The sequence below is a fragment of the Luteibacter sp. HAY1-4A genome, assembly GCF_056755355.1.
Genome location: NZ_JBNDHZ010000012.1, coordinates 57755 through 72350 on the forward strand (window position 1 = coordinate 57755; position 14596 = coordinate 72350).

Below are 14596 nucleotides of genomic sequence, written 5' to 3' on the forward strand. Positions count from 1 at the left end.
CAATCGGCGCGATTCCATCCGCCGACCCGGGTCCCATGCTCACCTCGCTCTACGTCCGCCAGTTCGCCGTCGTCGAAGAAGCCGAGGTCGCGTTCGGTCCCGGCCTCACCGTGGTCAGCGGCGAAACCGGCGCGGGCAAGTCGCTGTTGGTGGACGCGCTGATGCTCCTGGCCGGCGCCCGCGCCGACAGCGGCATGGTGCGCGCCGGTAGCGACCGTGCCGAACTGGCCGCGGAATTCGACCTGGCCGGGCTCCCCGAGGCGCTGGCCTGGCTGCGCCAGGAAGAACTGGACGACGGCGAGACCTGCCAGCTGCGCCGCGTCATCCGCACGGAGGGCAGCTCACGCGGGTGGATCAACGGACGCCCGGCCAGCCTCGCGCAGATGTCGGCGCTGGCGGCACTCATCGTCGAGATCCACGGCCAGCACGAGCACCAGGCCCTGCTTTCCCGGCAACACCAGATGGCCCTGCTCGACGCCTATGCCGGCAACGAAGACAAGCTGGCGCGCGTCCGCGACACTGCCCGCGCGTGGCGCGACGCCGTGGCGCGCATCCGCGCCCTCTCCGGCGGCGACGACCGCGAACGGCAGATCGAACTGCTCCGCCACGAACTGGACGAACTGGAGCGCTGGGCCCTGGCGCCGTCCGCACTGGAAGACCTGGAGACGCAGCACCGCCGCCTCGCCAACGCGGGCCGCCTCGCCGAAGGCGCCAACGGCATCGTCGAGATGCTGGACGGTGAAAGCGAGTTCGCCATCGGCCGTGCCCTCCTCCGCGCGCATGCCGAACTGTCGCGCCTGTCCGAACTGGACGGCACCCTCGCGCCACTGCTGGAGCTGCTGGACAGCGCGCAGATCCAGGTGGGCGAAGCCGTCGACGGCCTCGGCCGCTACGCGCAGGACGTGGAACTGGACCCGGAACGCCTGGCCGAGGTGGACACCCACCTCACCCACCTGCACGACCTGTCCCGCCGCTATCGCCTGCCGATCGAGGAACTGTTCGCGAAGGCCGACGAAGTGCGCGAGCGCCTGGCCGAACTCGAAGGCGCCGGCGACGCGCTGGACCGGCTGGCCGCCGAATGCGACCGTCTGCGCAAGGAATACGACACGGCCGCCGCTGCGCTATCGAAGGCACGCGCGGACGCCGCGGACCGACTCGGCTCGTCGGTGGCCGCCCTCATGGGCGAACTCGGCATGGCCGGCGGACGCCTGGAGGTGTCGCTGGAAGCCGCCGAAGGCGACGACCCCGATCCGCAGGGCCGCGAGCGCTGCGAACTCCTGGTCAGCGCCAACCCCGGCCAGCCGCCGCGTCCGCTGCGCAAGGTCGCTTCCGGCGGCGAGCTTGCGCGCATCAGCCTCGCCATCGAAGTGGCCACGCTGGGCAACGACAACATCGGCTGCATGATCTTCGACGAGGTGGACACCGGCATCGGCGGCGCCGTGGCGGAAGTGGTGGGCCAGAAGCTACGCGCGCTCGGCGAGCGCGTGCAGGTGCTCTGCGTCACGCATCTGCCGCAGGTAGCCGCGCAAGGCCACTCGCACCTGCAGGTGGCGAAGGAAAGCGACGGCGACTCCACCCGCACCCGCATCCGCGCGCTCAACGACGCCGGCCGCCGCGACGAACTCAGCCGCATGCTCGGCGGCGTGGAGATCACGAAGGAAACGCGCGCCCACGCGAAGAAGATGCTGGACCGCGCGCAGGGCTGATCAGCTGCGGATCAGGCCACGCTCCTGCGCCATGCGGTACAGGTCCAGTTCCGACCCTGCATTGAGCTTGTTCATCACCGCGGCGCGGTGGATGTAGATCGTCTTCTGCCCGATGCCCAGTTCCGCCGCCACCTGCTTCGGCGCGCGGCCGATGGCCAGCAGCAGGAAGACTTCGCGCTCGCGCGCGGTGAGTCGGTTGAACGGATCCAGGTCGGTCGTCGGCCGGCCCGAGCGGCGCTCGCGCAGGTCGGAACTCAGGTACTGGTCGCCGCCCAGTACCGAGCGCACCGCGGCCACCAGTTCCTCCGGTGCCACACCCTTCGTGACGTAGCCGCGCGCACCGCGACGCAGGGCCTCCGAAACGTACGGCTCGCCGTCGTGCATGCTCAGCACCACGATCTTCATGTCGGGCGCGATGCTGGCCAGGTGCTCGATCAGGGGCAGCCCGCTGCCGTCGGGCAGCGACAGATCGACGGCGACCAGGTCGGGCCGATGCTGCGTGACCGCTTCCACCGCTTCGTCGGCGTTGCGTGCTTCGGCGACGACGTCCAGGTCGGGTTCCAACTCGATGAGTCGCTTGAAACCTTCGCGAACGATGGCGTGGTCATCTACTAGGACGATTCTTGGCATGGGTTGAATGTAGCAGGCTCTCCCGACGCGTGCGTACGGGTGCGTGAAACCCGCCGACGGCGCGCAGCCGCCGTGTACCATTCCGGGATGCGCTTACCTGGCTCCTCCCGCTTCGCCGGCCCCCTCATCGCCCTGGCCTACGCCGCCGCCTGGGTGATGCTCTGGCCGACCGAGCAGCCCTACTGGGTCCTGCCCTTCGGCCTGCGCTTCGGCGCCCTGCTGCTCACGCGCAGCCGCAACTGGCTGTGGATCCTCGGTGCCGAGATCGTCGCCAGCGCATTTTGCGAGTGGCGCAGCGGACTTCCGATCGGGGGCGCCGGATTCCTGCTGGGCGACGCGCCGGAGCCGCTGATGGTGACGGCGTGCCTGTGGCTGCTGCGTAGGGCGCACCTCCACGCCAGCCTCGGCACGCCGGAAGATGTGGCCCGCCTGCTGCTGTCCGCGATGGTGACCGCAACGGTGGCCACGGCGGGCAACGCCGCGATGATGGCCTCGATGCATCCCGCCGCTCCGGTGGAAATGCTCGGGACCACCTTCGGCAGCGACCTGCTCGGCAACTACCTCGGCGTGCTGCTGATGGTGCCGGCGATGATCCTCGTGTTCCGCGAACGGCCCACGCAAGCCGCCATGGCGGAGCTTTTGCTCGACGGGCTCCTGGTGATGCTGCCCTCGCTGGCGATCCTCATCACGCTCGCGGAGTACTCGCCGCAGCCGCAGTTCGCCCGGGTGCTGTCGCTGGCGCCCGTGCTGTTCTTCGCCTTCCGCCACGGCTGGCGCGGTGCCGGCCTGGCCATGCTGATCACCAGCGTGGGCCTCAACGTGACCGAGGACATGATCGGCCGCGGCGCGCCCACCGCGGCCGCCCACCTGTTCCTCGCCGTGGCGGGCACCGGCACCCTGATGCTGGGCGCCGCCACCGACGCCCTGCGCCGCAGCAGCGAGCGGGTGGCCCAGCAGAACACCCACCTGGCAGCCGCCAACCAGCGCCTCGACCAGCTGGCCCGGCAGCTGCGCGACGCCGCCCGCGGCAACCTCCAGGCCGAAGAAAGCCTGCGCCGGCACATGGCGGCCGAGCTGCACGACGAGCTGGGCCAGAACCTCACCGCCATCCAGACCCACCTGAAACTGGCGCAGAACCGCCTGGGCAGCGCGGGCATGGAAGACATCGGCGCTTCGATCAACGGCATCCTCGGCCACATGCGCAAGGCGCTGCACCGGATGCTGGACAGCCTGCGCCCCTCGGTGCTGGACGAGTTCGGGCTGCTGCGCGCGCTGGACGAGGGTCCCATCCGCGACATGCTCACCGCGGCCGGCATCACCTACGTCACCGACCTGCGCGGCGAACCCCGCCTGCTGGATGAAGACACCCTCACCGCGATCTATCGCGTGGTGCAGGAAAGCGCCACCAACGTGGTGCGCCACTCCGGCGCCAGCCGCATGACCCTACGCCTGCGTATCGGCGTGCGCGACAGCGGCCCGGTCGCCATCCTCGACATCCGGGACAATGGCACGGGACTCTCGTCCAACCCTCGCCCGGAACGCAGCGACGGCGGCGGGCGCGGCCTGCAGGGCATGAGCGACCGCATCACCGCCCTCGGCGGGCTTTTCCGCATCCGCCCGGAACCCGTCGGACTTCACCTTCGTGTGTTGCTTCGCAGCACAAGTGCCGGATCTGGCATAGGAAATTTTCCAATACCCGGCCAGTGAACGGTTCGTTACGATCCCATTATCGATGTGGGGGAGCCGCCGTCGAGAGACGGCGAGCCCGGGTCGGTCGTGGGGACGATCGACCTGATGAGGCGACAGGATGTCAGCCTCGCCGGTGCGACATGGTGGTCCGTGGAACCAGCGAGCAACTCGCGTTTCACGAGCCATGAAAACGCCGGATCAAGCCGTCGGTGGACAGGAGTCCACCGGCGGCGTTTTTATTTGGGGCCCCCTCACGTCATCCCTACCTCCCCTACCCTCATCCCTGCGAAGGCAGGGATCAGCGCCTCCAGACCCTGCAGAACGACACCCCTCACCAACGAAAAAGGCCCCCGAAGGGGCCCAATCACGCGATCAGAAACCAACGCCTCAGCGCTTCTTCTTGGGCCGCACGTACAGCACCAGGCTGTGGTCCTCGATGACATAGCCATGCCGCTCGGCGATCTCATGCTGGAGCCGCTCGATCTCTTCGCTGATGAACTCGATGACCTTTCCGCTGTCCACGTCGATCATGTGGTCATGATGCTTGCCGCGGTCCAGCTCGTAGACGGCCTGGCCGCCCTCGAAGTTGTGCTTCATGACGATGCCGGCTGCCTCGAACTGGGTCAGCACCCGGTACACCGTGGCGAGCCCGATGTCTTCCTGGTGCGACAGCAGGCGCTTGTAGATGTCTTCGGCGGTGAGGTGGGGCTGGTCCGCCTCTTCGAAGATCTGCAGGATCCGCATGCGCGGGTGCGTGACTTTCAGGCCCGCCTTGCGGAGCTCTTTGGTTTCCTGGTCCATGTCAGACCCCTCGCGGTGCCGTAAGGCGCTTAGTGTATCATCACAGGCTTCACGATCCGGACGTAACTACGCATGCATAAGCTCATCCGCACGCTGGGTTTGGCCATGATGGCAACCGCCATCGCGGGCTGTGGCCTCGTCTATACCCCCGACGTGCAGCAGGGCAACCTGCTCGACAAGAAGAACGTCGACCAGTTGCAGCCGGGCATGACGAAGCGCCAGGTGCTCGTCCTCCTGGGCACCCCGTCGGTCATCTCGCCGTTCGACCAGGATCGCTGGGACTACGTGTCCACCTTCTCGCACCGCGGGAAGGCGATGACCAAGCGCACCCTCACCCTCACCTTCAACAACGACACGCTGGTGCGCACCGAAGGCGATTTCTTCGCCCAGGACGCCGAGCAGCTGCTGAAGGATTCCAAGAAGTACAAGGCGAACCCCACGGGCGATGCCGACGGCGACAAGAACACCAGCGGCAAGAAAGACGACGACGGCGGCTTCGGCGTCGGAGTCAACGGCTCGTCGGACAACAGCCCGGCCAGCAAGCGCGACCAGAAGTAAGCCGGTTCAGGCGCCGCGCGATGCGCGGCGCCGCCTGGCCTCCATCGGGTCGAGAATCAGCGGGCGGTACAGCTCCACCCGGTCGCCCTCCTCCAGCACCCGGTCGGCGGGCACCTTCTTCGCGAACACGCCCAGGCGGGCCGGATCGGGCGTTACGCCCTCCGGCAGGTTCGCACGGGCGCGCTCCACGGCTCCCCATGCGGTGGTTCCGGCCGGCACGGCCAGAGGGATCACCACCTGGCCTTCCGGGCCCGCGTAGGCCACCTCCACGGCGATGTCAGCCATACTGCTTGCGCGCCTCGTCGCAGAAATCGTCCACCATGCGGTTGGCCAACTGCTGGAAACCCATCTTCAGCACGCTGCCGCCCAGGCCGGCATAGTCGAAGTCCAGTTCCAGCGAGATCTTGCAGCCGACATCGCCCAGCGCCTGGAAGGTGAACACCCCGTCCAGCGAGCGGAGCGGCCCCTCCACGAACTTCATGGTGAGGCGTTCGGGCCGCCGCATGGTGTTGCGGGTGGTGAAATGCTGCTTCATGCCGGCGAAGCGGAGGTCGAGCCGGGCCACCAGGGCGTCGTCGCTGCGCTCCACCACAGTGGCGGCGTCACACCAGCCGAACCGCTTTGGGTATGCTTCCACATCGTTGACCAGGTCGAACATCTGCGCGGGCGTGAACGGCACGATCGCACTGCGGCGGATTTCAATCATGAAGACCTCGTCTCATTCGCCGGCCAAGGGACTTGCCGGCCTTGTATCAGGGACCCGATAGACCGATTTTAACGGACATGGCAAAAGCGAAGGCTAAGGACACGGAAAAGGACGGCGGCGGCACCATCGCGCTGAACAAACGCGCACGCCACGAATATCACATCGACCAGCGCTTCGAATGCGGCATCGAGCTGCAAGGCTGGGAACTGAAGGCGCTGCGCGCCGGCCGGATCAATTTCGGCGAGGGCTGCTACGCCATCATCCAGCACGGCGAGGTGTTCCTGGTGGGCGCCCAGATCCCGCCCCTGATCAGCGCCTCCACCCACGTGGTGGCGAACGACCGGCGCACGCGCAAGCTGCTGCTGCACCGGGAGGAAATCGACCGCCTCATCGGCGCGGTGGAGCGCAAGGGCTACACCCTGGTACCCACGGCCCTGTACTGGAAGCACAACAAGGTGAAGTGCGAGATTGGCCTGGCCAAGGGTAAGCAGGAGCACGACAAGCGCCAGTCGGACAAGGAGCGCGAATGGGCCGTGGACAAGCAGCGCGTCATGCGCGCCCATAACCGCGCCGGCTGACTGAACGCGGGGGCAGCCGCCCATTGTGGCGCCCCTCCCCCGCCCCTATACTCAGTGTTGGTGGTCACACAACAGTTTTCCCCGGGGGTGTTCTGGCTTCGACGGGGGTAGTGCGATTGCCTGGTGCATGCCGAGGGGGCCGCTTTCCTCGTTAATCCAGCAGCAAACTCATAGTTGCCAATGACAACTACTACGGTGACAACTCGGTGGCTCTCGCCGCCTAAGCTGTCCGGCCCCTAAAAAAGGCCACCCGCCCGAACCGATCTTGTGCTCGTGCTCGTCGGTGTAGGGTCACTATCACGAGATCGTCAATGGCTGTCGCCTCTCGGCCAACGACTAAATCCAACAGGCTGGTTTGCCGGCGCGCTTAGCACGCCGTGCTGTCGGCAAACGAGATCCAACGGTGAGCTAAGCATGTAGATCCGGGGATTAAACGCCTTCGGACGCGGGTTCGACTCCCGCCACCTCCACCAAGTCCAGACTAAACCCCTTGTCCTGCAAGGGGTTTTTTCTTGCCTCGGTTGATCCCTCCAGGTATCAATCCAGGTATCGATTACCCAAGCCCTACATCCTCAAGCGCCCCTCCGTGAGGTTCCTGCTTGGTTTACGGGCACGCCGAGCCCTGCCTCCGTGACGGCACGCGAAGCATTCCTCACAATGGCTCTAAATCCTTCAATGTCGCTGGTCCATCCGGTCACGTGCACAACCGCGTTACCCGCCGTGCCTTCCGTATCGCAGACCCCGTGGCTTTGCCTGTACGTGGCTTCCTCACACACCATGACCCATCCCTTGGTCTCCCACGATGCAGGCGGGACCAGGATGACAAGGTGCTCAGGTCCATTGCCCAGACGCCAGGTCTGCATTTGGACGTCCAATCATCTGCACCGCCGAGCCAGCCACACAGTTCGATAACCGCAGGCGGGATCTGACTCGACGTGCGCAACAACTTCAAAACCTTCTGCGTGCAGCAAGCCGTGATACTCGTCGGTACTCAGGCTTCCGTGGTAAAGCGAATCGCCCTCAAGTTCGCCTATAGCGCTTCCCTCGACAGTTCCGCTTGTGAACATCAGCGCGCATCCAAGCATTGCGTGCGCGCGGAACCTGCGGAACATGGACCGCTGATCTTCTGGCGAGAGGTGAAAGAAGCTATCCCACGCGAGCAGACCCGCGAAACGTTGACTCAGCTGGAGCTGGCGCATGTCCATGAGATGAACTGGCGTGGCCGGAAGATTGCGTTGAAATAGCTCGACCATCGTTCGAGCGCCGTCCAAGCCCGTCACGTTGAAACCTTTCCGGACCAATTCGCGCGCAAGGGGCAAGCCAGAACCGCAACCAATGTCGAGCACTGCCGCTCCGTCAGGTAGCAGACCGCAGAACCGTTCGAGCCACGTGTTCTCCGACAGCTCCTGTCCGCGCAAGGCGGCCCAGGCCAGCCCATGGCGCTGATAAACGTCGATCACAGAATCTGCGGAACAGCGTGACATCGCCGGATCGTATCCGATTGGCGGTGAGAGTGGGACTCAGATCAACCACTCTCTCCCAACCGTCGGGACACATTCCGGGTGTACCGGGAAGGGTCCCTCCGGGCCCAGAATCCTTGGCCGGGGCGCGTATGTCCGCGTACACAGCGCGGACAGCAATTCGCCTTCTCCCGCCACGCAACGTCGCGCAATTGACTGGCACGGAGCTTGCTGAACGCACGGACCTCCCGAGGCGCAGTGCATCGGGTATTGCCAAGGAATCAGGAAGTGGGAATCACGTGGCAGTCGTTCCGTACACCATCGCAGCAGCCCTCCAAATGGCTGAGCCGGTTTGCCTGGGCATTCGTCCTCCTCGCAATCGTCCCACCACTTCTTGCGCTGCCAGCGTCATGCAAGGGCAGTGACTCGTCGTCTGTCGCTTCCTGGCGCGAAAAGCCTCACGCCTCCCGATGAAAAGGGAGCGGCAATCGAAAACCGGACGATTCGCCAAATTGTCCACTTGGGCCCAGGAGGCAACGTCTGGCGCATACGCCTGTCGAATACCTACGGCGACAAGCCTTTGGCAAGGAAGCCACACGCCAGGCCGTGAACGCGTGGATCCGGCACCAAGACCTCTTTGATGGCGTGGCTGATATCGATATGGCCTTGCGGGACCCCGCCCACCCAACGCAGCTGCTGCCCGCGAACGATTCGGGAGACCACCTCCATCCCAACGCGCAAGGTGCAAAGGCCATTGCCAACGCTGTACCCCTGAGCTGGTTCAGGTAGGTCAGATCGCGCCACCGCCACCAATCGACGCTCGGGCCAAGACTCAACCTCTTGGCCCGTTGTGTTTCCAGGGCTCCATGTCGTGCGCCGCGCAAGGTCTAGCAGTCAGAACTGATACGAAATCATCAACCGGTTATTGGTCCACGGAAGGTTGCCCGGATTAAGATTGTTCCGCCCGCCGACGGTATGCTCCCACCGATCGCGCAACTGCAAGCCCTTTAAAAGTTTGTCGAGCTTGTAGACGATATCGACATACACGTCGTGGCTCTCGCCGCGCAGGTTGGTGTCGTAATGCGCATAGCTGGCGGTCACGGTCAGCGCGTCCTGCAGGAAGGCGTAACTGGCCCTCGCCTTCCACGCGTGGCCCGGGCCCTGCTCTACCAGGCCGCGAAGCATCGAGGTGGTATAGAGCGGATCGGTGGCATAGGTATTGGTATAGGGCGAAATGATGGCGCCGCCACCGACCGCGCCATGCTGTCGATCCAGCTTGTTATAGGACAGGTCGAACTTTGCCTTGCCTACCTTCGCGCCCGCGTCGACGCCCCACGCCTGCGCGTCCACGCGGTTGCCGGCCAGGCCGGTGATCTTGGTCTTCGTGTCTACCAGTACGTTGTCGGAGCCACTGGTCTGGCGGACGACCTGGGCACCGATGAACGGATCGATCCCGCTGTCGGTCTTGAAGGTGTACATGCCGTCCACGTAGCCCATCCGACCGAAGTGCTCGAAGTCGTAGTACCACGCCTGGGCCTTCCAGCCTCCGGTAGCGTAGGTCGTGCCGATGGCGGTGGTGCCGTCCGCCTCGCGAGCGGTGCGCGGCAGCGAGCCGTTGTTCCCGTACATGGCGTCGCCGTGATACGTAGACGGGTAGTACACATTGTCGTCGGTGTACCCGTTGGACGTGCGGCTCTTCCAACGCAAGGTCCGGATCGCGTAGATGTCCCAGCCCTTGGCAGGTTTGAAATCCAGCATCGCACCCTGGTACGACGCCGGGATCACTCGGGAATCGGACTGTCCCATCCACGGGGTCGCCAGGTACTGGTCGCCTGCGCGCGCCACCAGCCAGCGATTGGCGTATTCCAGGTACGCCTGGGAAAACCCGCTGATCGAATTCTTCGGTCCCATCAGCGATGTGTCGACACGGCTGACGTCATTGGACTGCGTGCCGAACGACTGCGCGGAAAACGCCGTCGCCGCGAGGCTGAACCCGCCGACCTTTCCGCTCTTCACCGTAAACAGACCGGCAAGCGAATTGGCCCGCGAATCGTGCTGGGTGTCCGCATCGTAATTGCGGTCGAAGCGATACAGTCGAAGCTCGCCATTGAACGAGCCGTCACGGAAGAAGTCCTCCGCGCGGGCACCCGCTACAACGCAAGCCAGCGCAACGGCGACGACATAACGGCCGCGCATCAGTGCGCTACCCGCGCAATGCGATCGGCATGGGTCGCTGGCGCGCCCGCCGCACGCGTGCCCCGCCCCACCGGCGCGCCCGAGCGTTGCAGCATCCACACGCCGAGGAAACTCAGAACCGCTGACGCGGCCAGCCAGGCCCCAGGCATGGCCTTGTCGCCGCTGGTATGGATCAGCCAGGTGCTGACCGCCGGGGTAAAGCCACCGAAGATGGCCTGGGCCAGGCTATAGGCCACGGAGAAACCCGAGGCGCGCACATGCGCCGGCATCATCTCGGTCAAGCTCACCACCATCACGCCCTGATAACCGCCGTACAGGAAGGACAGCCACAACAATACCACCAGCATGCGACCGAACGACGGCTCGGCCACCAGCCAGACCATCGCCGGGTACGCGGTGATCGCGACCAATGCGGAGAAGAAGAATAGCGTGCGCACGCGGCCGAAGCGGTCCGACACGGCGCCCATCAGCGGTACGAAGATGAAGTTGGACACGCCGACACAGACCGTGACGATGAACGCGTCGCGAGCGGTGAGGTTCAGTACCTCCTTCCCGTACGTCGGCGTGTACGCGGTGATCAGGTAGAACATGACGCTGGTCAGGGTCACCAGCAGCACCGCATTGAGGACCAGTCTCCAGTTAGTCAGCAATCCGCGATAGATCTCGCCGAGGGTTGGCGCATGCACCACGGCACGCTTCTGGAAAGCTTCGGTCTCTTGCAGGGTGCGGCGAATGTAGAACAACAACGGCACGATCAGCGAGCCGATGACGAACGGGATGCGCCAGCCCCACTCCATGACCTGCTCTTCGCTCAGCACCATGCGCAGCGTAACGCCGAGCACCGCGGCGAAGATCACTGCCACCTGCTGGCTGGCCGACTGCCAGGCAACATAGAAGCCGCGCTTGCCGGGCGGCGCGATCTCGGCGAGGTAAACCGACACGCCGCCGGATTCCGCTCCCGCAGAGAAGCCTTGTAGCAACCGGCCGATCACCACGAGGATCGGCGCGGCGATGCCGATGCTCGCGTAGTTCGGCGTGAAGGCGATGATCAACACACCCACCGACATGATCCCCAGGCTGGCGATCAGCCCCTTGCGGCGACCGTGACGGTCGATGTACGCGCCGAGCACGATGGCGCCGATCGGTCGCATGAGGAAGCCAACGCCGAAGGTCATCAGCGACATCATCAGGGAGATGTAGCCGCTGGTGTTCGGGAATATCGCGTGGGCGATGGCCGAGGCGTAGAAGCCGTAGACCATGAAGTCGAACATTTCCAGGAAATTGCCGCTGACGACCTTGAACACCCGTCCGAACGTGGACCCGCCTGTTTGCACCTGAGCCATGCCGATCTCTCCCCGAGACGATTGCAGGATGACACGGCGGAGGCGCGTTCCATATAGTGATACGCCGTACCGTGATGTAAAACATACAAGCAGATCGGCAGCAGTCGGGTCAACAGGTATTTTCGGCACGTATCAGCATGTATGACGTTGATGCATATAGCTTTTCTGATGCGGTGCAACATCGCTTGACGGCGAATCCAAGGCGGGTTTACGGTTATTTGGAACACCGTTTTGGATATTGGAACGATGGATACCACTCTTCTTAAAGGCCTCAACGTGCTCGAGGCTGTCGCCCGGTCGAATGGGCCCCGCGGCGTCAGTGAACTGGCCCGCGAACTCGATCTGACCAAGAGCAACGTCCACCGCACGCTGCAGACACTGGCCTCCGCCGGTTACGTCCGCCCCGGCTCGGTGGCCGGCACGTACGAATGCACGCTCAAGCTGTTCGAGATGGCCAGCGGCGTCATCGCGCGCATCGACGTGCGGCAAACCGCCGACCCGTTCATGCAGCAACTCGCCCGGTTGACCAAGGAAACGATCCATCTGTCCATCCTCGACGGCACGGACGTGATCTACCTCAACAAGATCGAGTCGCCGCATCCGGTCCGCGCCTACTCCACCATCGGCGGCCGCGCGCCCGCCCACTGCGTGGCTTCGGGCAAGGCCTTGCTGGCCTGGCAGAACGCGACATTCCTCGGCCAGTTGCCGGAGCGCCTGCCCACCCCAACCGGACGTTCCATCGCCACGCGCGATGCACTGCTCGACGAGATCGGCAAGATTCGCCGCCAGGGATTCGCCGTGAACAGCGGCGAATGGCGCGAGGGCGTGGGCGGCATCGCGGCCATCGTCTTCGACATTACCGGCGCGCCCGCCGCGGCGATCGGCATTTCCGGTCCCGTGGAGCGCCTGCGCCCCGCCGCGATCCGTAAGTACAGCCAGCTGGTGATGGAGGCCGCGCTCGGCCTGTCGCGCACGCTGGGCTACGCGCAGCCCGGCTATCCGCCGGTTGCCGCCTGACCGCATTCCAAGAGGAGTTCATCCGTGCAGCCGTTGAAAGGCATACGAGTCGTCGAATTCTGCAGCGTGGCCGCCGGTCCGTTCTGCGCCATGTTGTTGGCCGACATGGGCGCGGATGTGATCAAGGTCGAACATCCTGACGGTGGCGACAGCATGCGCCACTGGCCGCCGCTCACCGAAGGCTTCAGCGAAAACTTCGCCTCGGTCAATCGCAATAAACGCTCGGTCACGCTGGATCTGAAGGATCCGGCGGATAACGCGCGCGCCCGCGAACTGGCCGCCGGAGCGGACGTCGTGGTGGAAAACAACCGTCCCGGCGTCATGGCCCGGCTCGGTCTGGACTTCGCCACCCTGGCGAAGATCAACCCGGCATTGGTTTATTGCTCCATCTCGGCCTTCGGTCAGGAAGGTCCGCGTGCCCGCGAAGCCGGTTTCGACCTCACCGTGCAGGCCATGGCCGGCGTCATGAGCGTCACCGGCGAGGAAGGCGGCGCACCGGTGAAGTGTGGTGTGCCGCTGTCCGATTTCGCGACCGGCCTGTATGCCGCGTTCGCTATCGCCAGCGGTCTGCGCGAGGTCTCGGTCAACGGCACGGGCATGCACATCGATGCCTCGATGTTTGGTGCGTCGCTGGCGGTGGGCGCGCTGCAGACCAGCCAGTACTTCGGCAGCGGCATCGATCCGGAAAAGCTCGGCTCCGCGCATCCGCGCAACGCGCCCTACCAGGCGTTCAAGGTGGCCAATGGATACGTGGCCATGGCTGCGGGCAACAACGCGCTGTTCCGCGCAGCGGCCGGAGCGATCGGACGAGAGGACCTCGCCGACCTCGAGCGCTTCGGTTCCACGTCGCTGCGGGCACAGCACCAGGCCGAACTGAAGACCATCTTCGAGGGCGCGTTCGAAACGCTGGAGGTTTCCGACGTGCTTGCCATGTTCCGCAAGGCCGGCGTGCCCTGTGCGCCGATCAACAGCTATTCCGAGGCGCTGGCCGACGAGCAGGTCGAGTTCATGGGCTGGGTCCAGCCCCTGGAATTGCCCTCGGGCGCGACCACGAAGACTTTCGCCTCGCCATTGCGATTCGCCGGCCAGGGCTTCCCGATCTACCGCCGCCCGCCCGCACTGGGCGAGCACAACGCGGAAGTGTTCGGCGAAGAACCGGCGCTGTCGGAGACAGGCCATGGATGAGCTGAGGGTCCACCGCGACGACGGCGTGCTGGATCTTGTCCTGAACCGGCCGGCCAAGATGAACGCCTTTTCCGGCGACCTGGTCGACGCGCTGCACGCCGAACTCGATCAAGCGGATGCCGACGGCACCCGTCTGGTCGTGTTTCGCGGCGAGGGTAAGAACTTCTCCGCCGGCTTCGACTTCGGTGGCTACGAAGCACAGGGCGAAGGCGAGCTGGTGCTGCGCTTCGTTCGCATCGAGCAACTTTTACAGCGCGTGTTCCATGCCAGCTACGACACGCTGGCCCTTGCCCACGGCAGAAACTTCGGCGCGGGCGTGGACCTGTTCGCCGTATGCAACCGCCGCGTTGCCGCGCCAGGGGCCAGTTTTCGCATGCCCGGGCTCGGCTTCGGCCTCGTGCTCGGCAGCAGGCGCTTCGCCGGCCTGGTCGGCGAGACGTGGGCCCGCCAGGTGTTGCATGAGGGCATCACCTTCGATGCGGACCAGGGGCACATCCGAGGCTTCGTCACCAGCCTGGCCGACATCGACGCATGGCCGGCCGAGCGCGAGCGTGCCTTGCAGGCCATGCGCGGACTGAGCGCCGATGCCTCCGCGCGCCTGTTTCGCGTGACCCGCACCGATTCGCGTGCCGCCGACATGGCCGAGCTGGTGGCTTCGGCGGCGCGCCCTGGCCTCATCGACCGGCTGCGCGCGTATCGCGAAGCGCTGGGCAAATAACCGGAGATC

Annotated in this window: 14 protein-coding genes and 1 other RNA gene; 8 read left to right on the forward strand and 7 right to left on the reverse strand. The window is 65.2% G+C overall.

What is annotated here, in order from left to right; all coding sequences use genetic code 11:
- Positions 1–35 precede the first annotated feature (35 nt).
- Entirely contained in the window at positions 36–1706 is a 1671-nt protein-coding gene (gene recN / locus ACPYOD_RS05860; protein WP_481300796.1) for a DNA repair protein RecN, read from the forward strand.
- On the opposite strand, the gene ACPYOD_RS05865 is transcribed toward recN, so the two are convergent.
- A complete protein-coding gene (locus tag ACPYOD_RS05865) occupies positions 1707–2336 on the reverse strand; it encodes a response regulator (protein WP_481300797.1) in 630 nt (209 codons plus the stop codon).
- Positions 2337–2423: 87 nt separating this feature from the next.
- On the opposite strand from ACPYOD_RS05865, the gene ACPYOD_RS05870 reads away from it, so the two are divergent.
- Positions 2424–4043, forward strand: coding sequence for an MASE1 domain-containing sensor histidine kinase (locus ACPYOD_RS05870; RefSeq protein WP_481300798.1), 1620 nt, complete (start codon positions 2424–2426; stop codon positions 4041–4043).
- 369 nt (positions 4044–4412) lie between these two features.
- Here ACPYOD_RS05870 and fur read toward each other — a convergent pair whose 3' ends face one another.
- On the reverse strand, positions 4413–4826 hold the full coding sequence (gene fur, locus ACPYOD_RS05875) for a ferric iron uptake transcriptional regulator (RefSeq protein WP_481300799.1): 414 nt from the start codon (positions 4824–4826) through the stop codon (positions 4413–4415).
- 72 nt (positions 4827–4898) lie between these two features.
- Here fur and ACPYOD_RS05880 point away from each other — a divergent pair, with 72 nt between their 5' ends.
- A complete protein-coding gene (locus tag ACPYOD_RS05880; protein WP_481300800.1) occupies positions 4899–5384 on the forward strand; it encodes an outer membrane protein assembly factor BamE in 486 nt (161 codons plus the stop codon).
- 6 nt (positions 5385–5390) lie between these two features.
- Here ACPYOD_RS05880 and ACPYOD_RS05885 read toward each other — a convergent pair whose 3' ends face one another.
- Complete coding sequence (locus tag ACPYOD_RS05885) at positions 5391–5669, reverse strand: RnfH family protein (RefSeq protein WP_481300801.1); 279 nt, start codon at positions 5667–5669, stop codon at positions 5391–5393.
- Positions 5662–6090, reverse strand: coding sequence for a type II toxin-antitoxin system RatA family toxin (locus ACPYOD_RS05890; RefSeq protein ID WP_481300802.1), 429 nt, complete (start codon positions 6088–6090; stop codon positions 5662–5664). The genes ACPYOD_RS05885 and ACPYOD_RS05890 overlap by 8 nt, the downstream gene beginning before the upstream one ends.
- A gap of 77 nt (positions 6091–6167) precedes the next feature.
- Here ACPYOD_RS05890 and smpB point away from each other — a divergent pair, with 77 nt between their 5' ends.
- Complete coding sequence (smpB, locus tag ACPYOD_RS05895) at positions 6168–6668, forward strand: SsrA-binding protein SmpB (RefSeq protein ID WP_481300803.1); 501 nt, start codon at positions 6168–6170, stop codon at positions 6666–6668.
- 83 nt (positions 6669–6751) lie between these two features.
- Positions 6752–7141: a transfer-messenger RNA gene (ssrA, locus tag ACPYOD_RS05900) on the forward strand.
- Positions 7142–7543: 402 nt separating this feature from the next.
- Here ssrA and ACPYOD_RS05905 read toward each other — a convergent pair.
- From ACPYOD_RS05905 to tcuC, 3 genes are all read right to left on the reverse strand, one after another.
- Complete coding sequence (locus ACPYOD_RS05905) at positions 7544–8152, reverse strand: class I SAM-dependent methyltransferase (protein WP_481300804.1); 609 nt, start codon at positions 8150–8152, stop codon at positions 7544–7546.
- 870 nt (positions 8153–9022) lie between these two features.
- Complete coding sequence (locus tag ACPYOD_RS05910; protein WP_481300805.1) at positions 9023–10324, reverse strand: OprD family outer membrane porin; 1302 nt, start codon at positions 10322–10324, stop codon at positions 9023–9025.
- Positions 10324–11667 carry a tricarballylate/proton symporter TcuC gene (tcuC, locus tag ACPYOD_RS05915; RefSeq protein WP_481300806.1) on the reverse strand — a complete coding sequence of 448 codons (1344 nt, stop codon included), beginning with the start codon at positions 11665–11667 and terminating at the stop codon, positions 10324–10326. The genes ACPYOD_RS05910 and tcuC overlap by 1 nt, the downstream gene beginning before the upstream one ends.
- A 246-nt stretch (positions 11668–11913) precedes the next feature.
- Between tcuC and ACPYOD_RS05920 the strand changes: the two genes are divergently transcribed.
- From ACPYOD_RS05920 to ACPYOD_RS05930, 3 genes are read left to right on the forward strand one after another with little or no spacing between them, the layout of a single operon-like run.
- Positions 11914–12684 (forward strand): IclR family transcriptional regulator, encoded by a 771-nt coding sequence (locus ACPYOD_RS05920; RefSeq protein WP_481300807.1) that lies wholly within the window; start codon positions 11914–11916, stop codon positions 12682–12684.
- 24 nt (positions 12685–12708) lie between these two features.
- Entirely contained in the window at positions 12709–13869 is a 1161-nt protein-coding gene (locus ACPYOD_RS05925; protein ID WP_481300808.1) for a CaiB/BaiF CoA transferase family protein, read from the forward strand.
- On the forward strand, positions 13862–14587 hold the full coding sequence (locus ACPYOD_RS05930; protein WP_481300809.1) for an enoyl-CoA hydratase/isomerase family protein: 726 nt from the start codon (positions 13862–13864) through the stop codon (positions 14585–14587). The genes ACPYOD_RS05925 and ACPYOD_RS05930 overlap by 8 nt, the downstream gene beginning before the upstream one ends.
- The last annotated feature ends 9 nt before the right edge of the window (positions 14588–14596 follow it).